This window comes from Pseudomonas fluorescens HK44 (assembly GCF_000217955.3).
GTDB lineage: Bacteria > Pseudomonadota > Gammaproteobacteria > Pseudomonadales > Pseudomonadaceae > Aquipseudomonas > Aquipseudomonas fluorescens_AQ.
This window is the reverse complement of the sequence record NZ_AFOY02000010.1, coordinates 122,459-143,695: the sequence shown is the minus strand read 5'-3', so window position 1 is coordinate 143,695 and position 21,237 is coordinate 122,459. Positions and strand designations below refer to the sequence as shown.

Genomic DNA, 21,237 nt, shown 5'->3' with positions numbered 1-21,237 from the left:
TCAGTCAGCCTCTTGAAAACCGGTAAAGGGGTTGATGCCGGTAGCAGCGATCGCGGCCCATGCTGTAGCGCCCAAGTGAGGCAGGTGGTAATAGAAAAAGTCGTTGGTGGTTGAGTCCGGGCCGATCGCCAACCCGGTACTGATACGCGGTGCGGGAGTCGCAAACAGCCAGCCATTGCCGGCCTGTTGAGCCAACAACACATTCCACAGCGGCTGCGCCTTTTCCTTCATACCGCTCAAGCCCGCTACGGCGGCGGTTTGCGCGGTGCCCTCGGTCCATAAACCGTCCGGGTCGCGGTTGAAGCCATACCCGGCACCCGAGCGGTGCGCCTGATCGATAAACGTGAAGACACGCCGCCAGTCCGCAGGAGGATCACTCAAGGCGATCAAGGGCCAGATCTGCGCGTCCAGTCCTGAACGCTGGCGATCCGAGGTTCGACCATCCTTCCCGGTGCCAATCAGAAAGCGCCCTTCCCCGGCGTCCCACTGACTCGACACGAATTGCCGGGCAATCTGCGCCTGGCGCGCCGAGCCCGGGTCGGGCGCAACCGTGTTGAGTGCCGACCAGGCCGCTGCAAGGTCGACGTTATGTTCGGTGGACTTCCAGGTCTGCTGGATCTGTTTGGGGAAATACCCGTAGTAACCGCCGCTGAAACCCGCGGGGGCCTGTCCGTCAAAAGTGTTTTTTCCGGACCACTGCAACACCCTGCGAGCGGCCTCCAGGTAAGAGGAATCACCGCTCTGGCGCAACGCCTCCAACAACGCCAACGCGGCCCAGGCCTGATTGCCGGTGGCACTGCTGACCTGATAGGCGTCCTGATTCCAGGCATTGCGCTCTACGCTCCAATAACCCGGCAGGCGCATCGACGACGAACCCACCGGGCCTGCCGCGTAGGCGTTACGCAAGCGTCCATCCTGATATTCCGGGTCGTGGGTCGTGGCGAAGGCCAGCGCATCGGCAATCCGTCGCGCCGACTCGGCTTTACCACAGGCAAACAAGGCAATGCTGGCCAAGGCGTTGTCGTAGGTGAACGCAACCCCACGCAATGCCTGGATTGGCGCCGGCTGACCGTCCAGCGGCGGATAACTGGCCAGCAACACCGGCCCCGCCGCTTGCGATTGCACCGCGTGATCCAGCGCTGCACACGTCATCGCCGCCAGTTGCGGCCTGGCTTGCGTCGCCAGCGCAGATCCGCCACTGCTCATCAGCATCACCCCGATCAGGCCCGGCAGCCACGGCCATTGCACAACGTTGCGCGGACTCATCAGTGAGACACCTCGGCGCTGGCCCACAGCCCTGGATTGCAGGTCATGGCGCGCTGGCTGTCGGTGAGGTCATCGGCAAAAGTACCGACGACGTACACCGAGTTCTGCTCGGCATACGGGAAAGGAACGCTGTAGCTGTTAGGGCGAATATCCTTAGTGCTGGATAACAACTGCACGACATTGGCCTTGAGCGGTTCGTCCAGGCCATGGATTCTCACCGTCAGGACACTGTCGTGATCAATCTTGCTGGCCATGCGTTCAGGAAACACTGCGACGACATAGCTTTCTTTGCAGTTGGTGGCGCGCAGCAAGGTCGACCCGGCTTGCACCACCGTCCCTTGGGGCGCCAACAGCTCTTGAACGGTGCCGGACGAATACGCCGTGACCTCATAGCCAGCTGTCAACTTGACCCGATTCTGTTCGGTTTCGATCAGGTGATTGAGATTGTCGAGTTCGCGTTGATAGGTCTCGCGGTTGCGGGCCTGATTTTCCAGGCTCAGTTTCAGGGTGGTCATCTGCGCGCTGAGGTCGAACATGCGCAACTGATCAGGGTCAAGGTAGACCTGCTTATTGGCGGCATTGACATCACCGTCATTGATTTGCAGCTGTGAACGGACAGACTCTGCCGCGCCTTGCAACGAGGCCAACTTGGCTTTCGAGGAGGCGACGACCGCGCCACTGACCGCCCCTTGAGTGAACAACTCGAGGTTGCGATCGAGGGTTTCCTGTGCGTCCGTCAAGCGGGCGCTGGCGGCACTGCTCTCGGCCTTCAGCGCACGTTGTGCATAGAGCTGACGAGTATGAAACGCCGATTGGTAGCGCTGACTGGTTTTCTCCAACTCGTCGTAATACTGCTGGTCGTGCTCGGCCTGGCTGGCCGATGATGATAGCTCCTGCTCCAGGGTCAAACGCCGGGTTTGCAGGGTCAACAATGTCTCCTGGTTAGCCCGCGGGTTTTCAACCACCGCAATCTTCTGGCCCTGGGTAAAGGTCGAGCCGGGTTTGACCTCAAGCGAATTCACCACCCCCTCGATGGGCGTCGTCAGCAGAATGACCGGCGCATTCAGAATTGCCCGTGTCGCCGATGTCGACACCAGCGGCATCAGCAACGTCGAGAGCAACAGCCAGATGATAAATACCAGGACACCCAAGCCCACCAGACGCGGCAACAGGGACCATGAAAAAAACCTTGAGCGTTCTTCTGCCATGTTTAATTCTCCCAATAAGCCATGAATACACACGGCTATATGTCAGCACTGCGCAGCCGTCATGCCCGATTAGAACGTAACCGCAAAACACATTAAGCAAGATCAACGAAAGCGGATCATCAACTCCCCGGACAGCAATAAAGCCAGCACGGTTTATTTAGATTCAGTGTGATGTGAGCAGGAATAAGTTCCCTGTCTTTTTGGAGTATTAGTTGCCATCATGACGCACATTAAAACGCCATTACTTTTAAAGCAGCACTGTCAAAGTTGTGAAAGTTACCGTGAATATTTGCCCGACAGTACAGGCCATTTGCTGTCACCCAGCCCCGGTCTGTGCCGGAGCTGTGAGGAGGAGACACTAATTTCAGCACCCATCGCTGTCAAGCAGCGATCCATTCAATAAAATGGCGTCAATTATCTAACGCGCCATGCATTGGATCCACATAAAGCAAGTAACAACACCCTCCCATTGCAACCGCTTATTTTATTTGAGGATTTTTTTATTATTGAATTTTTATAACTGTGACATGTCGAGCTTTACAGTGTTTTGATCTGGCACACATCAAGAACAAAACGATATAACTACACGGCACTGACCGGACATAGCAGATGACGCATGAACACTTACAATTTAATAGATGATGTCTAATTGCTCCTTATAATGAACCGCTGTACATGAAAACGCCCCGACAAGTCGGGGCGTTTTCATGTACAGCCAGGGCTCAGCGCGGCAACGCTGGAGAGTTCACATCGGCCGCCACTCAGTCCTCCGCCAGCGAACAGCAATCCAGTTCACTCAGGATTCGATGCGCCAGGCGCACCCGGGGTTCGTTGGGGTAGCTCTTGTTGGCCAGCACCACAATGCCAAACTTCTTCTCGGGGACGAAGGCCACATAAGCAGAGAACCCGCCGGTCGAGCCCGTCTTGTTGACCCAGACCGCCTCCTGCGGTGCCAGGGGCGGGTTTAATGCCGTGACGACATGACTGTCGTAAATCATCTTGTCGGCGTTGCCTTCAACCAGCGCACTCAGCTGCACCGGGTAGGCGTACTGCTCCCAGATCAGGTCTTGAGTCATCGGACCAACCTGGAAATAGCCCTTGTGCGTCTCCATCAGTGCGCGACCGAGTTTTGCTTCGACCTTCGCGACGCCCAGGTTGGCCTCGACAAAGCGAATCAGGTCCGTGGAGCTGGTTTTTACCGAGTAGGCCTCGTCACCCAGCACACCTGGATTCAACCTGACCGGGACATCCTGCTTGTTGTAACCCTGAGCATAGAGCGACAGCTTGCTCGCCGGGATGTTGATGAAGCTGTTAGGCATACCGAGCGCCGGGAAGAGTCGCTGTTCCAGCGCCACCGCGAACGGCATCTTCATGCTGATCGCCGTAATCATGCCCAGCGCCCCGATGCTGGGGTTGGCATAGGTTCTTTGAGCACCCGGCGCATACGTCGGCTGCCACGCCTTGAAGTAGTCCATCAGCTGTTGGTTGTTCTGCACCTGATCCGGCACCTGCAAGGGGAAACCGCCTGCGGTATGGGTCGCCAGGTTGATCAGCGTCGCTTTATCGAACGGGCTACCCGCGAGCTCGGGTAGGTACTTGCCGGGGTGGTCAGTGAGTGAAAGCTGACCGTTAACCTCGGCGTAGGCCGCCAGGGTGACCGTGAAGGTTTTACTGATCGAGCCGATTTCAAACAGTGTGTCGCTCGTGACCTTCTGCTGTGTTTCCCTTGAGGCCACGCCGAAGTTGTAGAAATGCTGCTTGCCATTCGCGGTCACCGCAATGGCCAGACCGGGAATGTTGTACTGCTGCATGACCGCTTGGGCGGCATCTTGCACGACGTTGTCGATATCCGACCGCTGGGCATTCGCCATGGCGAGGTTGCCGACAGAGACGGTGCTGGCCAGCAATAGCAATGCCGCGCAAGGCTTTGCGATAAAACGCATACAGTGGTCCTCAGGTCTTTTTGATCGCGGGCAAACCTATCACGTTGATGCGACGGCTCCGGAAGCGATTTATCACAAAATATTTCGCCGACTCCGTAGGCCAGCCAGACAAACCACACAAACAAAAACGCCCCGACAAGTCGGGGCGTTTTCAGGTGCGGCTAAGGCTTAGCGCGGGAATGCTGGCGGGTTTACACCGGCCATGTCTTCCATCACGCGAACCACCTGGCAGCTGTAACCGAATTCGTTGTCGTACCAAACGTACAGAACAACACGGTTGTCTTGGCTGATGGTTGCTTCAGCGTCCACTACGCCTGCGTGGCGCGAGCCAACGAAGTCGGTGGAAACCACTTCCTGCGAGTTGACGAAGTCGATTTGCTTATGCAGATCGGAGTGCAGCGCCATGTAGCGCAGGTACTCGTTCATCTCTTCACGGGTGGCGGCTTTCTCAAGGTTCAGGTTGAGAATGGCCATCGACACGTTCGGCGTTGGAACACGGATCGCGTTACCGGTCAGCTTGCCGGCCAGCTCAGGCAGGGCCTTGGCAGCAGCGGTAGCAGCACCGGTCTCGGTGATTACCATGTTCAACGCGGCGCTACGACCACGGCGATCGCCTTTGTGGAAGTTGTCGATCAGGTTCTGGTCGTTGGTGTACGAATGAACCGTTTCAACGTGACCGTTGATGATGCCGAACTTGTCGTTCACAGCCTTGAGCACCGGCACGATGGCGTTGGTGGTGCAGGAGGCGGCGGAAACGATCTTGTCGTCAGCGGTGATTTCACCGTGGTTGATGCCGTGAACGATGTTCTTCAGCTTGCCTTTGCCAGGCGCGGTCAGAACAACGCGGTCGATACCCGGGCAGGCCAGGTGCTGGCCCAGACCCTCGGCGTCACGCCACACACCGGTGTTGTCCACCAGCAAAGCATCTTTGATGCCGTACTGGGTGTAGTCCACTTCAGTCGGGTTCTTCGCGTAGATAACCTGGATCAGGTTGCCGTTGGCGGTGATGGTGTTGTTGGCTTCGTCGACGGTGATGGTGCCGTTGAACGGACCATGAACCGAATCGCGACGCAGCAGGCTGGCGCGTTTGATCAGGTCGTTTTCAGCGCCTTTGCGCACAACGATGGCGCGCAGACGCAGGCCGTCGCCACCGCCGGTTTTTTCAATCAGGATGCGCGCCAGCAGACGGCCGATACGACCGAAGCCGTACAGTACAACGTCAGTGCCTTTGCGTGCGGAAGCGTTCTGCTGGCCTACAACGTCGGCCAGTTCTTCACGGACGAACTGCTCGGCAGTGCGGCCTTTGCCTTCGGTCTTGAACTTGACCGCCAGCTTGCCCAGGTCTACCGAAGCGGCGCCGAGCTTGAGCTCGCTCATCGCTTTGAGCAGCGGGAATGTTTCGTGAACGGACAGTTCGGCGTCATCGGACTGACGATGGCGAGCAAAGCGGTGAGCTTTGAGAATCGCGATGACAGACTGGTTGATCAGGCTGCGGCCATAGATCGAGCTCACCACGTTGTTATTGCGGTAAAGCTGACCGATAAGCGGAATCATCGCTTCTGCGAGTGCTTCACGGTCGATCCATTCACCAAGACACTGGTCGGGCTTCTGAGTCACGGGAACCTTCCACATGTAGGGGCTGAAAAAAGGGGCTACATTATGCCGCCGAGTCGTCTGCGGAGCAATGCACGCCTATCGCAACATGCTTTTCCTTTCGTCGGCGGTAGTCTGCAACTGACAGCCGGCACCTTCGCCCGCTACAATTACCGACTTTGTCGCAACGCTGGAGCTCAACCTTCCGTGCCCGTCCTGCGTCTACCGCTTCTCCCTGCCGCGGCAGGTAAACAGCACTGGGGCAACCTGCCCGGTGCCGCCCTGAGCCTGGCCATCGCCGAGGCCGCAAGCGCTGCCAAGCGCTTTACCCTGCTACTGACCGCCGACAGCCAAAGCGCCGAACGGCTGGAACAGGAGCTGAGTTTCTTCGCCCCCGATTTGCCGGTGCTGCATTTCCCGGACTGGGAAACCCTGCCTTACGACCTGTTTTCGCCGCACCAGGACATTATATCCCAGCGCATCGCCAGCCTGTATCGCCTGCCTGAGCTGAGCCATGGCGTTTTGGTAGTGCCGATCACCACCGCCCTACATCGCCTGGCCCCCACCAAGTTCCTGCTCGGCAGCAGCCTGGTGCTGGACATCGGCCAGAAGCTCGATGTCGAGCAAATGCGCACGCGGCTGGAGGCCAGCGGCTATCGCTGTGTCGACACGGTGTATGAGCACGGCGAATTCGCGGTGCGCGGCGCACTGATCGACCTATTCCCGATGGGCAGCAAACTGCCCTATCGCATCGACCTGTTCGATGACGAAATCGAGACCCTGCGTACCTTCGACCCGGAAAACCAGCGTTCTATCGACAAGGTCGAATCGGTCCGACTGCTGCCCGCCAAAGAATTTCCGCTGCAAAAGGAAGCCGTGACCCGCTTCAAGGCACGCTTTCGCGAGCGCTTCGATGTCGATTTCCGCCGCTGCCCGATCTTCCAGGACCTGAGTAGCGGGATTACACCGGCCGGTATCGAGTACTACCTGCCGCTGTTCTTCGATGAAACCTCGACGCTGTTCGACTACCTGCCGCAGGACACCCAGGTGTTTTCCCTGCCGGGTATCGAACAGGCGGCGGAAAATTTCTGGAATGACGTGCGCAACCGCTACGAAGAGCGCCGCGTCGATCCATCCCGGCCATTGTTGCCGCCGGCCGAGCTGTTCCTGCCGGTGGAAGACTGCTTCGCACGCCTCAAGAGCTGGCCACGGGTGGTCGCCAGCCAGCAAGACGTCGAAACCGGTGTCGGGCGCGAGCGCTTTCCGGCCAAGCCTTTGCCGAACCTGGCCATCGAAGCCAAGGCCAACCAGCCACTGGAAGCACTGGCAAACTTCCTTGATGGATTTTCCGGTCGCGTGCTGTTTACCGCCGAGTCGGCCGGTCGCCGCGAAGTGCTGCTGGAACTGTTGGAACGCCTGAAGCTGCGACCGAAAACCGTCGACAGCTGGCCGGACTTCGTCGCCAGCAAAGAGCGCCTGGCGATCACCATCGCACCGCTGGACGAAGGCCTGGTGCTGGACGATCCGGCCCTGGCACTGATTGCCGAAAGTCCGCTGTTCGGTCAGCGAGTGATGCAGCGCCGTCGCCGCGAGAAACGCGCCGACGCCAATAACGACGCCGTGATCAAAAACCTCACCGAGCTGCGCGAAGGCGCACCAGTGGTGCATATCGATCATGGCGTTGGCCGTTATCTGGGCCTCGCGACCCTGGAAATCGAAAACCAGGCCGCCGAGTTCCTGACCCTCGAATACGCCGAGGGCGCCAAGCTTTATGTGCCGGTGGCCAACCTGCATTTGATCGCCCGCTACACCGGCAGCGACGATGCACTGGCACCGCTGCACCGCCTTGGTTCTGAAACCTGGCAGAAAGCCAAACGCAAAGCTGCCGAACAGGTGCGTGACGTCGCCGCCGAACTGCTCGACATCTATGCTCGCCGCGCGGCCCGCGAAGGTTATGCCTTCGCCGACCCGAAAGCCGATTACGCAACCTTCAGCGCCGGCTTCCCGTTCGAAGAAACCCCGGACCAGCAAACCACCATCGACGCGGTGCGCGAAGACATGCTCGCGCCGAAACCGATGGACCGCCTGGTCTGCGGCGACGTTGGCTTCGGCAAGACCGAAGTGGCGATGCGCGCGGCATTCATTGCCGTGCATGGCGGACGTCAGGTCGCGATTCTGGTGCCGACCACCCTGCTCGCCCAGCAGCACTACAACAGCTTCCGCGACCGCTTCGCCGACTGGCCAGTGACCGTGGAAGTGATGAGCCGCTTCAAGTCGACCAAGGAAGTGAATGCCGCCGTTGCCGACCTCGCCGAAGGCAAGATCGACATCGTCATCGGCACGCACAAGCTGCTGCAAGACGACGTGAAGATCAAAAACCTCGGGCTGGTGATCATCGACGAAGAACACCGTTTTGGTGTTCGTCAGAAGGAACAACTCAAGGCCCTGCGCAGCGAAGTCGACATCCTGACCCTGACCGCCACGCCGATTCCGCGCACGCTGAACATGGCGGTGTCGGGCATGCGCGATCTGTCGATCATCGCCACGCCGCCAGCGCGACGTTTGTCGGTGCGCACCTTCGTCATGGAACAGAACAAGAGCACGGTCAAAGAAGCCCTGCTCCGTGAGTTGCTGCGTGGCGGCCAGGTCTATTACCTGCACAACGATGTGAAAACCATCGAGAAATGCGCCGCCGATCTCGCCGAACTGGTGCCGGAAGCACGGATCGGCATCGGCCACGGGCAGATGCGCGAGCGCGAACTCGAACAGGTGATGAGCGACTTCTATCACAAGCGCTTCAATGTGCTGATCGCCTCGACCATCATCGAGACCGGCATTGACGTGCCGAGCGCCAACACCATCATCATCGAGCGTGCCGACAAGTTCGGTCTGGCGCAGTTGCACCAATTGCGTGGCCGCGTCGGTCGCAGTCACCACCAGGCTTACGCCTACCTGCTGACACCGCCGCGCCAACAGATCACGCCAGATGCGGAAAAACGCCTGGAAGCGATCGCCAACACCCAGGACCTCGGCGCAGGCTTTGTGCTGGCCACCAACGACCTGGAAATCCGTGGCGCCGGCGAACTGCTGGGCGATGGTCAGAGCGGGCAGATCCAGGCCGTCGGTTTCACCCTGTACATGGAAATGCTCGAACGCGCGGTGAAATCCATCCGCAAGGGCGAGCAGCCAAACCTCGATCAACCATTGGGTGGCGGTCCGGAAATCAACCTGCGCTTGCCGGCGCTGATCCCGGAAGACTACCTGCCGGACGTCCACGCACGATTGATCCTCTACAAACGCATCGCGTCGGCGACCGACGAGGATGGCCTCAAAGACCTGCAAGTGGAGATGATCGACCGCTTCGGCCTGCTGCCGGAACCGACCAAGAACCTGGTGCGCATGACCTTGCTGAAACTGCAGGCCGAGCAACTGGGGATCAAGAAAGTCGACGGCGGCCCGCAAGGCGGTCGTATCGAGTTCGGCGCACAAACGCCGGTCGATCCGCTGGTGCTGATCAAGCTGATCCAGGGCCAACCCAACCGCTACAAATTCGAAGGCGCCACGATGTTCAAATTCATGGTGCCGATGGAGCGCCCGGAAGAGCGCTTTAATACAGTGGAGGCGCTGTTTGAGCGCCTCACTCCAAAATCTGCTTGAAGGACGCCGCATGCGCCTGTTTCGCTCATTGACCCTGTTGCTGACCCTCGTTGCCCCGACGGCGTTTGCCGACAGCTTGTATCAGGTTGAAATGATCCTGTTCCGCCAGAACGCCGTGCCGGCCATTACCAGCCGCACCGCACCGGAAGACTGGGCGGCCGGTGCACGGCCGATCAGTGCCGACAGCCTGCGCACCCCAAGCCTCAATGCCGAGGCTGAAAAGCTGCGCGCCAGCGGCGATTACACGGTGCTGCTGCACAAGGCCTGGCAACAGAATCTCGGCGAGGACGCGAGAAAAATCTCGATCAGCGACGGCAAGGAGCAATTCGGCCAGTTTCCGGTCGAAGGCTCGCTGAACCTGAAGCTCGGGCGCTTCACCGATGTCGACGCGAACTTCTGGGTCAACCAGTTCGATGCCTATGGCCGGGTTACCGCCAGCGAACGTCTGAAGCAGCAAAGCCACACCAAAAACGGTCAGCTCAACTACCTCGACAACGGCCACCTGGCGCTGCTGATCAAAATCACTTCGCTGACTGCACCTGCGCGTCCGCCAGTCCCTGACGTTCTCCCGGACTGATTGAAGTCCCCATGCCCCCGAACCTGAGCAAACCCCTGGCCCCTTCCTGGGTCAGCCGATTCAAGGAACAAAGCCTGGAGCGTGGCCGCCGCTACGCACTGGAAAATCGCGTCAGGATCGTCGAGGCCGGCGACAGCACCATCACCGCCAGTTGCGAAGGCTCTGGCGGCAATGTTTACCGCCAGACTATTACCCTGCGCGAATCCACCAAAGGCACGCTGTTGTTGGTCGATGCAACGTGCAGTTGCCCGGTGCGCGTTAACTGCAAGCATTGCGCCGCAGTACTGCTAAAAGTCCAGGAGACCCTTGAGTACCCGGCCGCTGCCAAAGACGCCGAACTGCTGGAAAAACTTCAGACGGTCCTTGAAAACCGTACGCCCGCACCCTTGCCACAACGGCTGGTGGACAACGTGCAACCGGTGCCGCGCCTGTGGCTGGCGAGCATCGAGTTCAGCGCCTTCGAACCGCGCAACGGCAAAATGCAGCGCTACATCCAGCACCGTGCCGCGCTGTCGTTCAACTATCTGGATGAATACGTCAGCGGGCAGAAAAATGCCGACATCCTGATCCGACAGGAACAGCAAACGCTACGAATCAAACGCCAGCCGGACGTCGAAAAAGCCTACCGGGAACAGCTGAGAATCCTCGGATTCAGAGTGGCGACCCGCCAAAGCAAAGCCTTGCCGGAAAGTGCCGGCGAACTTTATGAGATGGTCAACGACAGCGCCTGGCTGACGTTCACCCTCAATGAGCTGCCCAAGTTGCGCACCCAGGGCTGGGAGCTGCAGATTGACGAAGACTTCGGCTTTGACCTGACGGCGGTCGATGACTGGTACGCCACGGTCGAAGAGGCGCCGGAGCGCGACTGGTTTGATCTGGAGCTGGGGATTATAGTCAACGGCGAGCGCCTGAGCCTGCTGCCGATCCTGCTGAACCTGATGCGCTCACACACCGAGATTCTCAACCCGGAACGCCTGGCCAGACGCCGCGACGATGAGTTGATCCTGGTGAACGTCCCGCACCGTCCGAACTCCGAATACGGCCCGTTACAGGTCGCGCTGCCGCTCGGCCGTTTAAAGCCGGTACTGGCGACCCTCGGCGAGTTTTACCTGCAAGAGCCCGGCGAAACCAAACTGCGCCTGAGCAGCGCCGATGCCACCCGCCTGAATCCGCTGGAAGACATGCCCCTGCTTTGGGAAGGTGGCGAGCACATCCGCACCTTCGCCCAGCGCCTGCGTGACATCAAGGACTACACGACCGAGGCGCCCGAAGGGCTGAACGCCACATTACGGCCTTATCAGCTTGAAGGCTTGAGCTGGATGCAGTCGCTGCGGCAACTGGAAGTCGGCGGCATCCTTGCGGACGACATGGGTCTGGGCAAAACCCTACAGACCCTGGCGCATGTGCTGACCGAGAAAAACGCCGGTCGCCTGGACCGGCCATGCATGGTGGTGATGCCCACCAGCCTGATTCCCAACTGGCTCGACGAAGCGGCGCACTTTGCTCCGCAACTCAAAGTGCTGGCGCTGTATGGCACCGGACGTAAAAAACACTTCGAGCATTTGGCCGAATACGACCTGATCCTCACCACATACGCACTGCTGCCCAAGGATGTCGAACGCCTGGCAGCGCAGCCATTGCACGTGCTGGTGCTCGACGAAGCGCAATACATCAAGAACCCCAACAGCAAGGCCGCTCACGCGGCGCGAGAGCTCAATGCCCGCCAGCGCCTGTGCCTGAGCGGCACACCGCTGGAAAATCACCTGGGCGAGCTGTGGTCGCTGTTTCACTTCCTGCTGCCCGGCTGGCTGGGCGACGTGAAAAGCTTCAATCGCGATTACCGCGTACCGATCGAAAAACGCGCCAGCGACGTACGACTGCAACACCTGAACGGTCGGATCAAACCGTTCCTGTTGCGTCGAACCAAGGAACAGGTCGCCACCGAACTGCCGCCGAAAACCGAGATCGTCCATTGGGTCGAGCTCAACGAGGCGCAGCGCGACGTTTACGAAACCATGCGCCTGGCCATGGACAAGAAAGTCCGCGACGAGATCACCCGCAAAGGCGTGGCTCGCAGTCAGATCATCATTCTTGAAGCGCTGCTCAAGCTGCGTCAGGTGTGCTGCGATCTGCGCCTGGTCAATGAGGCCGCCCTGCCCACGCGCGGCAGCAGCTCGAGCAAGCTCGACAGCCTGATGGAGATGCTTGAGGAGCTGTTCGAAGAAGGCCGCAAAATCCTGCTGTTTTCACAGTTCACCTCGATGCTGTCGCTGATCGAAGACGAACTGAATAAACGCGGCATCGCTTACGCGCTGCTGACCGGGCAAACCCGCGATCGACGCACTCCGGTGAAAGACTTCCAGAGCGGAAAGCGTCAGATTTTCCTGATCAGCCTGAAGGCGGGCGGCGTTGGCCTGAACCTGACCGAAGCCGATACGGTGATTCACTACGATCCGTGGTGGAACCCGGCGACGGAAAACCAGGCCACCGACCGCGCTTACCGGATCGGCCAGGAGAAGCCGGTGTTCGTCTACAAGATGATTGCCCGCGGCACCGTCGAAGAGAAAATCCAGCACCTGCAAAAGGAAAAGTCCGACCTGGCGGCCGGCGTACTGGATGGGCGTTCAACCGGGGACTGGAAGCTGCAGAGCGACGATATTGAAGCGTTGTTTGCGCCGTTGCCGGACAAATCAAAGATTTAGCGGCGTCCAATAGACCGCTATCGCGAGCAGGCTCGCTCCCACAGGTGCAATGTTGATCTTGTGGGAGCGAGCCTGCTCGCGATGGGGTCGATTCGGTGTAACGAATGCTTAACCTTTAAGCACCCGCGCCAACGTCGACTTCACTTTACCCATCCCGTCATGCAGCGCCTGTTCGATTTCGGCCATGGTAATCACCGCCGTCGACTTGCCCGCCGCCGGGTTCACCACCAGCGCCAGACAGGCGTAATCGAGCTCCAGTTCGCGAGCCAACGCCGCTTCCGGCATACCGGTCATGCCGACGATATCGCAGCCATCACGCTCCAGGCGGGCGATCTCGGCAACGGTTTCCAGCCGTGGTCCCTGCGTGCAGGCATACACACCGTGACTGCTGTAGGCGCAGCCTTCAGCCGCCAACGCGGCAATCAACTGCTCACGCAATGGTTCACTGTAGGGATAGCTGAAGTCGATGTGGGTCACCTGCTCCAGATCATCGGCAAAATAGGTGTGCTGGCGACCGCTGGTGTAATCGATCAATTGATGAGGCACGCAGAAATGCCCGGTGCCCATGGCCGCATGAATCCCGCCGACCGCGTTGACCGCCAGAATCGCCTGAGCGCCAGCCTGCTTCAATGCCCACAGGTTGGCCCGGTAATTCACCTGATGCGGCGGAAAACGGTGCGGATGGCCGTGACGCGCGAGAAACAGCACTTCACGCCCGGCGTATTCCCCGATCTGGATCTCGGCCGACGGCGCGCCGTACGGCGTCTCCAGAGCCAATGACTGACGAATGCTCAAGCCTTCGAGCTGGGTCAGGCCGGTGCCACCGATAATCGCGTAAACCGTCATTGCAAAAAGTCCTTAATCAATCAGTTGGGCATCTTTGAGCGCACCAAGGGCGGTAAGCCAGCGCGGGTCCTGCCGGTAATCGGTGCTGGCAAACGACTGGCTGCGCATCCGCCCGATACGTTTAGACGGCGTGACTTTCAGGCGTTGAGCTGCGCTCAGGGCCAGTTCGGCGGCCGCGCGATCATTGCAGACCAGTCCCATGTCGCAACCGGCCGACAATGCCGCTTCGATCCGGCTGGCAGCGTCGCCAACCACATGGGCACCGGCCATCGACAGATCGTCGCTGAAGATCACCCCATCGAACTGCAATTCACCGCGCAGGATGTCCTGCAACCAGCGGCGCGAGAAACCGGCGGGCTGCGAGTCAACCTGCGGGTAGATCACGTGAGCAGGCATCACCGCCGCCAGCTGCTTGCTCAAGCGTGCGAACGGTACGAGGTCCTTGGCGCGGATCTCCTCAAGACTGCGCTCGTCATTCGGAATCGCGACGTGCGAATCGGCCTCCGCCCAGCCGTGACCAGGGAAGTGCTTGCCGGTCGCCGCCATGCCGGCGCTGTTCATCCCGCGAATGAACGCGCCTGCCAGCATGGCCGCACGTTCCGGGTCACCTTCAAACGAACGGGTACCGACCACGGCGCTGCGCTGGTAGTCGAGGTCCAGCACCGGGGCAAAGCTCAAGTCGAGACCCACGGCCAGCACTTCAGTCGCCATGATCCAGCCACATTGCTCGGCCAGGTATTCGGCGTTCGGGTTGTCAGCAATCGCCCGCATGGCTGGCAGACGCACAAAGCCCTGGCGCAGGCGCTGCACTCGACCGCCCTCCTGATCCACGGCCAACAGCAGGTCGGGACGCACCGCGCGGATCGAAGCGCTCAACTCGCGAACCTGACGCGGATGCTCGATATTGCGCGCGAAAATGATCAGGCCGCCCACTTCGGGCTGACGCAACAGTTGGCGATCTTCGGCCGTCAGCCAGGTACCGGCGACGTCCACCATCAACGAGCCTTGCAGGCCAGCAGTCATAAAAATTCCTTGATAACGAAAAGCGCGCGCGGCGCATCTTTGAAGAGCCCGGCCCGACGCAGACACACGACTTCACCGCCAAGGGCAATGCCCGGCGGAACGCGGTCGACAAAGGAGAAATGGAGCGGGTCTGAAACGAGAGTCGGCATGGGCGGCTAGCTTAGCGGATGTAAGCTGCCGCGCCCACCCGTGAGCCGTTAAACCTTGGCGGCGACGGGTGCCGATTTGCTGCGAGGACGCAACTGGGCCGACGCCATGGCCTCGTCGGTGACGCCGGTTTCTGCGCGCATTCCAGCGGCCAGGAACGGCACCATCAGACGCATCACCTGCTCGATCGAGGTGTTCACCCCGAAATCGGTCTCGGCGATAGCGCGCAAGGCCTTGATCCCCGACATGCTGAACGCTGCTGCGCCGAGCATGAAGTGCACGCGCCAGAACAGTTCGATAGGTGGAATACGCGGTGCGGCGTCATTGACCAGCAACATGTAACGACGGAACACCTTGCCGTACATGTCTTCCAGGTAACGCCGCAAGTGCCCCTGGCTCTGACTGAATGCCAGCCCCAACAGGCGCATGAAGATAGACAAGTCATTGCCGCTGCGTGGCTGCACCACGAGGGCTTGTTCGACGAGGATTTCCAGCAGTTCCTCAAGGCCTGGCTTGCTGTCCGGCTTGGCCTGACGGCGCTCCAGCTCACGATCGAGGCTGATGCAGAAAGGCCCGAGAAAACGCGAGAAAACTGCCTGAATCAAGGCCTTCTTCGAGCCGAAATGATAATTCACCGCCGCCAGATTGACCCCAGCCTTGCTGGTGATCAGCCGCAATGAAGTTTCGGCAAAACCTTTTTCCGCGAACAACTGCTCGGCAGCATCGAGAATGCGTTCAACGGTTTCCGACTGGGCCATGGCTACTCCGCCTGACAAACACTTGTTTGAAACATACGTTTCAGCCTGAGCATTGTCAAGCCTGCCTGTTCGTTTTGCGAACGGTCGGTCAGCTATTTAACCATACAAGTCGGGAGCTGTAGCCAGTCCTGCCGACAGCGCGCAAACGATCTGTAAACCGACCGTCCAGCGGTCGGATAAAAAAGGAGGATTGCCAAGACCACTTCACTGTATATAATCCCAGTCACTGTATAAAAAGACAGAGCGATCGACATGCTAAAACTGACGCCACGCCAAGCTGAGATTCTGGCTTTTATCAAACGCTGCCTCGAAGACAACGGTTATCCGCCAACCCGCGCAGAAATCGCCCTGGAGCTTGGCTTCAAATCGCCCAATGCGGCTGAAGAACACCTCAAGGCACTGGCGCGCAAAGGTGCAATCGAAATGACGCCCGGCGCCTCGCGCGGCATTCGCATCCCGGGCTTCGAAGCCAAGGCCGACGAGTCCACCCTGCCGATCATTGGCCGGGTTGCTGCCGGCGCTCCGATTCTCGCTCAACAGCACATCGAAGAATCCTGCAACATCAATCCTTCCTTCTTCCATCCACGCGCCGACTATTTGCTGCGCGTTCACGGCATGAGCATGAAGGACGTGGGGATTTTCGACGGTGACCTGCTCGCTGTGCACACCACGCGCGAAGCCCGTAACGGCCAGATCGTGGTTGCGCGGATCGGCGACGAAGTGACCGTCAAGCGCTTCAAGCGCGACGGCAGCAAGGTCTGGCTGATTGCCGAAAACCCCGAGTTTGCCCCGATCGAAGTGAACCTGAAAGATCAGGACCTGGTGATCGAAGGCTTGAGTGTCGGCGTCATTCGCCGCTAAAGGAGGCGTTATGCAGTTCCCTCACACACCACAGCACACACAACTTCCGCTGTTCGAAGCGTTCATGACTCAGCCGCTGGCGCCGATTCTCAAAGACGTGGTTGAGTCGCCCTGGAGCGCCGAACCCGAAGCATTCAGTGAGCTGTCATTGCGTGGTGCGGCCGGGAACTGCCTGAACCTTCTGGCCCCCATCCTCAGAGAGTTGAGCCAGGACAAGGACGCTCGCTGGCTGACGCTGATCGCTCCGCCTGCCAGCCTGACTCAAGCCTGGCTGCGAGATGCCGGCCTGAACCGCGAACGCATTCTGTTGCTGCAACCACGGGGAACACAAAGCGCCCAGCAACTGGCTTGCGAAGCCTTGCGCCTGGGCCGCAGTCACACCGTTGTGAGTTGGCTGAACCCGTTGAGCTCCAGCGCGCGCCAACAGCTGATCAGCGCCGCCCGTACCGGGGATGCTCAAAGCCTGAATATTCGGCTGGGTTAAGTGACATGCACGGTGCACTTGAAAGGCGCAGGGCTTCTCCAGGACAGAGAAGCCAATCTGTAACGTCGATGTGAAATGATGCCTTACGAAAAGCCGACGAACGGAATCAATGAAGAATCCGCGGCCCTTCTTCTTTGTCGAACTCGCCTTCAACCAAGCGCCCAGCCATTTGCACACCCACGCTCAACATCGCCTTGGCGACTTCAACGTGCTGGCCCTGCAGGAATGCTTTGGCATCTTCAGAGAAGTTCAAAGTCACCAGAGAACCCTCGTCCTCAGCTCTGCGCAGCTCAATACGGCCGTCTGGCAGTTCGACAATTTCTAGAAAGGACGTTGGCATAAAGGTCTGTTCTCCACGAAAGGCGGGGATTATATAGTCATCAGCGCGACTTCGCTCGGGATCTTGACCGGCTGCACGTCACTGAAACCGACGCTTGAAGATCATCCCTGATCCATGGCCCACACTGAATGCTCAACGTTCAGTACAGAGACTCAGCACTCATTCAACCCTTCGCGAAACCGAATCGCCAGGTCTTTGAGGTTCTGACGCCAGCTCTCCAGCTCTTCTCGACTCAACTCTTGAGGCGTCTCTTCCTCATCGAGGTTAACCGCCATGATCAGCGGCTGCGTCACATCGCCTTTGGGCTTGTGCGGTGCACGTGGTGGTTGAAACAGCGCAGCATGGGCAGCCAGAAGCTTCGCCAGCCAGGTTTCAGGGTTGTTCGCCAACTCGACCATCTCTGCCATCTCCGGAATAGCGATGGTTTCGAGCACTTCACGAGTCAACAGTAATTCTGCTCGCGGCGCATTGGCCTGAGGCAAACGGTAGAAACCGGCAATCTCATGGCACAAGCCCAACAAAGCGCCGTACAAATGAAACAACGCTGACTCACGCCCGGCCTGAATCAGCGCCAGGGAGTTCATCGCCCGCCCCTCTTCCGCTCGGGCCAGCGCCTCAAGCGACAGACCAGCGAAGTAAATTTTCTGATTGGTACGGGTATAGAGCTCAAAGGCCATGACGGCAGTCTCCACAACGAAATAAGACGCGTGATGCAGGTCTGACAGTGTCATGGATCAGACAAGCTGACCGCAAGCACAAAAAAAAAAGGCCGCATGAAAACCCGAGGGTTCGCATGCGGCCTTTTGCATCGCATTGCCCGATTACTTGGCTACGCGCTTGTCTTCAACCACCCACTTGCCACCGTCGTAGAACGCCCTCCAACCGGTAGGCTTGCCTTCGACCTCGGTCTGCACGTACTGCTCCTTGGTCTTGCGGCTGTAACGGATCACCGCCGGGAGACCATCCGGATCCTTCTTCGGCGCTTCACAGAGGAAGTGATATTTCGGATCGATCTCATCCTTGTGCGGCACGATCTCGATCACCAGCGGAGCACGGGTTTCGCGGTTTTTCGGGAACTGGCTCGCCGCCAGGAACAGGCCGGAAGCACCGTCACGCAGAATGTAGGTGTCGTTGACCTTCTCGCACTTGAGCTCGGGCATCTTCACCGGATCCATCTTCGGCGGTGCCGCGTCACCGCTTTTGAGCAGTTTGCGGGTGTTCTTGCAGGTCGCGTTGGTGCAACCGAAGAATTTGCCGAAACGGCCCGTCTTCAACTGCATTTCGCTGCCGCACTTGTCGCATTCCAGGCTCGGACCTTCGTAGCCCTTGATGCGATAGCTGCCTTCTTCGATCTCGTAGCCTGCGCAATCCGGGTTGTTACCGCAGATGTGCAGCTTGCGCTTCTCATCCAGCAGGTAAGCATCCATCGCGGTGCTGCAGATCGGGCAGCGATGCTTGCCACGCAGCACCAAAGACTCCGACTCACCCTCGTCGTCTGCAGCGATTTCATCGCCCGGCACCAGGTTGACGGTGGCTTTGCAGCGCTCTTTTGGTGGCAGGCTGTAACCCGAGCAACCCAGGAATACGCCGGTCGATGCGGTGCGAATCTGCATCGGACGACCGCAGGTGAGGCACGGGATGTCGGTCATGACCGGCTGGTTGGCACGCATGCCGTTTTCCGCGCTCTCGGCTACTTCGAGTTTCTTCTTGAAGTCGCCGTAGAACTCGTCCAGCACGTTTTTCCAGTCGCGCTCGCCCTGGGCGACGTCATCGAGGTTCTCTTCCATGCCGGCGGTGAAGCCGTAGTCCATCAGGTTCGAGAAGCTTTCGGACAGACGCTCGGTGACGATGTCACCCATCTTTTCCGAGTAGAAACGACGGTTGTGCAGCGCGACGTAACCGCGGTCCTGGATAGTCGAAATGATCGCTGCATAGGTCGACGGACGACCGATACCGCGCTTTTCCATTTCTTTAACCAGGCTCGCTTCCGAGTAACGCGCCGGCGGCTTGGTGAAGTGCTGGCTAGGATCAAGCTTGATCAGCTTCAGCACATCGCCTTGCGCCATGTCCGGCAGCACATCGTCGTCGCCAGGCTTGGCCATTTGCGGCATGACGCGGGTGTAACCGTCGAACTTCAGGATGCGGCCCTTGGCACGCAGCTCGAAGCCGCTGGCGGCGACGCTGACGGTGGTCGACAGGTATTTCGCCGGCAGCATCTGGCACGCGACGAATTGGCGCCAGATCAGCTCGTAGAGACGCTCAGCGTCACGTTCCATACCCGACAGCTTGCTTGGATCGGTGTTCACGTCAGAAGGACGAATCGCTTCGTGAGCCTCTTGCGCACCTTCCTTGCTGCTGTAGACGTTCGGTGTTTCCGGCAGGTATTTGCCGCCGAACTCACCTTCAATATAAGTACGCGCCATCGCCACGGCATCAGCCGAGAGGTTGGTCGAGTCGGTACGCATGTAAGTGATGTAGCCGGCTTCGTACAGACGCTGGGCCATCATCATGGTTTTCTTCACGCCGAAGCCCAGGCGGTTACTGGCAGCCTGTTGCAGTGTTGACGTGATGAACGGTGCCGACGGCTTGCTGCTGGTCGGTTTGTCTTCGCGCTTGGCGATGGTGTAGCTGGAAGCCTTGAGCTTCTCCAGCGCAGCCATGGCCTGGGCTTCGTTGAGCGGCTTGAAGGCCTCGCCGTTTTCACGGGCCACTTCAAAACGCACATTGGCGCCCTTGGCCGTGCCGAGGTCAGCGTGGACTTCCCAGTACTCTTCCGGGTTGAACGCGCGAATCTCGCGCTCACGCTCCACCACCAGCTTCACGGCTACCGATTGCACACGGCCGGCAGACAGACCACGAGCGATCTTGGCCCACAGCAGCGGCGAAACCATGTAACCCACCACGCGATCGAGAAAGCGACGCGCCTGCTGAGCGTTGACCCGATCGATGTCCAGCTCACCTGGCTGGGAGAAGGCTTCCTGAATCGCCTTCTTGGTGATTTCGTTGAACACCACGCGCTTGTAGCGGCTGTCGTCACCACCGATGGCTTCGCGCAGGTGCCAGGCAATGGCTTCCCCCTCGCGATCCAAGTCGGTTGCGAGATAGATGGTGTCAGCATCTTTGGCGAGCCGGCGCAGCTCTTCGATGACCTTTTCCTTGCCCGGGAGGATCTCGTACTTGGCTTTCCAGCCGTGATCGGGATCGACACCCATGCGCGAGACCAGCTGCTTGCGCGCCTTTTCTTTAGGCGACAGCGCCGGCGCTTCACCAGCAGCAGCCTTGCCGCGCTTGGCAGCAGGCTCTTTGCTGGCGCTAGCCGAACCGCTGGTGGGCAGGTCTCGGATATGGCCGATACTCGACTTCACCACGTATTGGTTACCCAGATACTTGTTGATGGTCTTGGCCTTAGCCGGGGATTCCACAATGACCAGCGATTTGCCCATGGATCAGAAAATTCCTGAATTCTAGAAGTGAAAGGCGGTTGGCGCCTGACGCGGCACCGCTATATATAGTGGCAACAAGGTGAGGTCAAGCGCAGGGTTCTGCGCGCGCTCCGCTTATGGCCTTGAAAAAAGGCTCGGTTCGGCCTGCACCAAAGCAAAGCGTGGGACCTGCTCGCCGTCAACTTCGACCGACTCCAGGAACATGCTCAAGGGACGCACCCAAAAGCCGTAATCGCCATACAGGGCTTGGTAGAAGACCACTTCTTCTTCGGTCTCGGAATGCCGCGCCACACTGAAAACGCGGTACTGCGGACCTTTGTAATGCTGGTAGAGCCCTGGTTGTATCGGCATGGTCTGGGCCTCCCTCAAATAGAAATAAAAAAAATCTT

Annotated in this window: 17 protein-coding genes; 5 read left to right on the top strand and 12 right to left on the bottom strand. The window is 59.1% G+C overall.

Features of this window, described 5'->3' with window-relative positions; all coding sequences use genetic code 11:
* From HK44_RS10820 to HK44_RS10805, 4 genes are all read right to left on the bottom strand, one after another.
* The gene (locus HK44_RS10820; RefSeq protein WP_019692733.1) at positions 1–1,266 is read right to left on the bottom strand and encodes a hypothetical protein; all 1,266 of its coding nucleotides are present in this window, start codon (positions 1,264–1,266) and stop codon (positions 1–3) included.
* On the bottom strand, positions 1,266–2,474 hold the full coding sequence (locus HK44_RS10815; protein ID WP_019692734.1) for an HlyD family secretion protein: 1,209 nt from the start codon (positions 2,472–2,474) through the stop codon (positions 1,266–1,268). The genes HK44_RS10820 and HK44_RS10815 overlap by 1 nt, the downstream gene beginning before the upstream one ends.
* Positions 2,475–3,235: 761 nt before the next feature.
* Entirely contained in the window at positions 3,236–4,417 is a 1,182-nt protein-coding gene (gene ampC, locus HK44_RS10810; RefSeq protein WP_019692735.1) for a class C beta-lactamase, read from the bottom strand.
* A 168-nt stretch (positions 4,418–4,585) separates the two neighbouring features.
* The gene (locus tag HK44_RS10805; protein ID WP_019692736.1) at positions 4,586–6,049 is read right to left on the bottom strand and encodes a glyceraldehyde-3-phosphate dehydrogenase; all 1,464 of its coding nucleotides are present in this window, start codon (positions 6,047–6,049) and stop codon (positions 4,586–4,588) included.
* A 168-nt stretch (positions 6,050–6,217) separates the two neighbouring features.
* Between HK44_RS10805 and mfd the strand changes: the two genes are divergently transcribed.
* Genes mfd through HK44_RS10790 form a run of 3 tightly spaced genes read left to right on the top strand, consistent with a single transcriptional unit; the run spans position 6,218 to position 12,946 of the window.
* On the top strand, positions 6,218–9,667 hold the full coding sequence (gene mfd / locus HK44_RS10800; RefSeq protein WP_020723545.1) for a transcription-repair coupling factor: 3,450 nt from the start codon (positions 6,218–6,220) through the stop codon (positions 9,665–9,667).
* 10 nt (positions 9,668–9,677) lie between these two features.
* Entirely contained in the window at positions 9,678–10,244 is a 567-nt protein-coding gene (locus HK44_RS10795; protein WP_019692738.1) for a CsiV family protein, read from the top strand.
* A gap of 11 nt (positions 10,245–10,255) precedes the next feature.
* A complete protein-coding gene (locus HK44_RS10790; protein ID WP_019692739.1) occupies positions 10,256–12,946 on the top strand; it encodes a DEAD/DEAH box helicase in 2,691 nt (896 codons plus the stop codon).
* Positions 12,947–13,054: 108 nt separating this feature from the next.
* Here the strand turns inward: HK44_RS10790 and HK44_RS10785 are convergent, their stop codons facing one another.
* The 4 genes from HK44_RS10785 to HK44_RS10770 are packed head-to-tail and all read right to left on the bottom strand — an operon-like array spanning position 13,055 to position 15,720.
* Entirely contained in the window at positions 13,055–13,792 is a 738-nt protein-coding gene (locus HK44_RS10785; protein WP_019692740.1) for an S-methyl-5'-thioinosine phosphorylase, read from the bottom strand.
* A gap of 12 nt (positions 13,793–13,804) precedes the next feature.
* On the bottom strand, positions 13,805–14,803 hold the full coding sequence (gene nagZ, locus HK44_RS10780; RefSeq protein WP_187682494.1) for a beta-N-acetylhexosaminidase: 999 nt from the start codon (positions 14,801–14,803) through the stop codon (positions 13,805–13,807).
* An 8-nt stretch (positions 14,804–14,811) separates the two neighbouring features.
* Entirely contained in the window at positions 14,812–14,964 is a 153-nt protein-coding gene (locus HK44_RS10775) for a hypothetical protein (RefSeq protein WP_158002032.1), read from the bottom strand.
* Between the two features lie 48 nt (positions 14,965–15,012).
* Positions 15,013–15,720: a TetR/AcrR family transcriptional regulator gene (locus tag HK44_RS10770; RefSeq protein WP_019692742.1), complete on the bottom strand. Its 708-nt coding sequence runs from the start codon at positions 15,718–15,720 to the stop codon at positions 15,013–15,015.
* A 252-nt stretch (positions 15,721–15,972) separates the two neighbouring features.
* Here HK44_RS10770 and lexA point away from each other — a divergent pair, with 252 nt between their 5' ends.
* Together lexA and sulA are read left to right on the top strand one after the other, a co-directional pair.
* Positions 15,973–16,581, top strand: coding sequence for a transcriptional repressor LexA (lexA, locus tag HK44_RS10765; protein ID WP_019692743.1), 609 nt, complete (start codon positions 15,973–15,975; stop codon positions 16,579–16,581).
* A gap of 10 nt (positions 16,582–16,591) precedes the next feature.
* Positions 16,592–17,065 carry an SOS-induced cell division inhibitor SulA gene (sulA, locus tag HK44_RS10760; RefSeq protein ID WP_019692744.1) on the top strand — a complete coding sequence of 158 codons (474 nt, stop codon included), beginning with the start codon at positions 16,592–16,594 and terminating at the stop codon, positions 17,063–17,065.
* Between the two features lie 106 nt (positions 17,066–17,171).
* Here sulA and HK44_RS10755 read toward each other — a convergent pair whose 3' ends face one another.
* The 4 genes from HK44_RS10755 to HK44_RS10740 form a co-directional block, all read right to left on the bottom strand.
* On the bottom strand, positions 17,172–17,405 hold the full coding sequence (locus tag HK44_RS10755; protein ID WP_019692745.1) for a hypothetical protein: 234 nt from the start codon (positions 17,403–17,405) through the stop codon (positions 17,172–17,174).
* A 152-nt stretch (positions 17,406–17,557) separates the two neighbouring features.
* Complete coding sequence (locus HK44_RS10750; protein WP_019692746.1) at positions 17,558–18,082, bottom strand: DUF6586 family protein; 525 nt, start codon at positions 18,080–18,082, stop codon at positions 17,558–17,560.
* 144 nt (positions 18,083–18,226) lie between these two features.
* Entirely contained in the window at positions 18,227–20,848 is a 2,622-nt protein-coding gene (gene topA, locus HK44_RS10745; protein WP_019692747.1) for a type I DNA topoisomerase, read from the bottom strand.
* Positions 20,849–20,962: 114 nt separating this feature from the next.
* Entirely contained in the window at positions 20,963–21,199 is a 237-nt protein-coding gene (locus tag HK44_RS10740; RefSeq protein ID WP_019692748.1) for a DUF1653 domain-containing protein, read from the bottom strand.
* Positions 21,200–21,237: the final 38 nt, after the last annotated feature.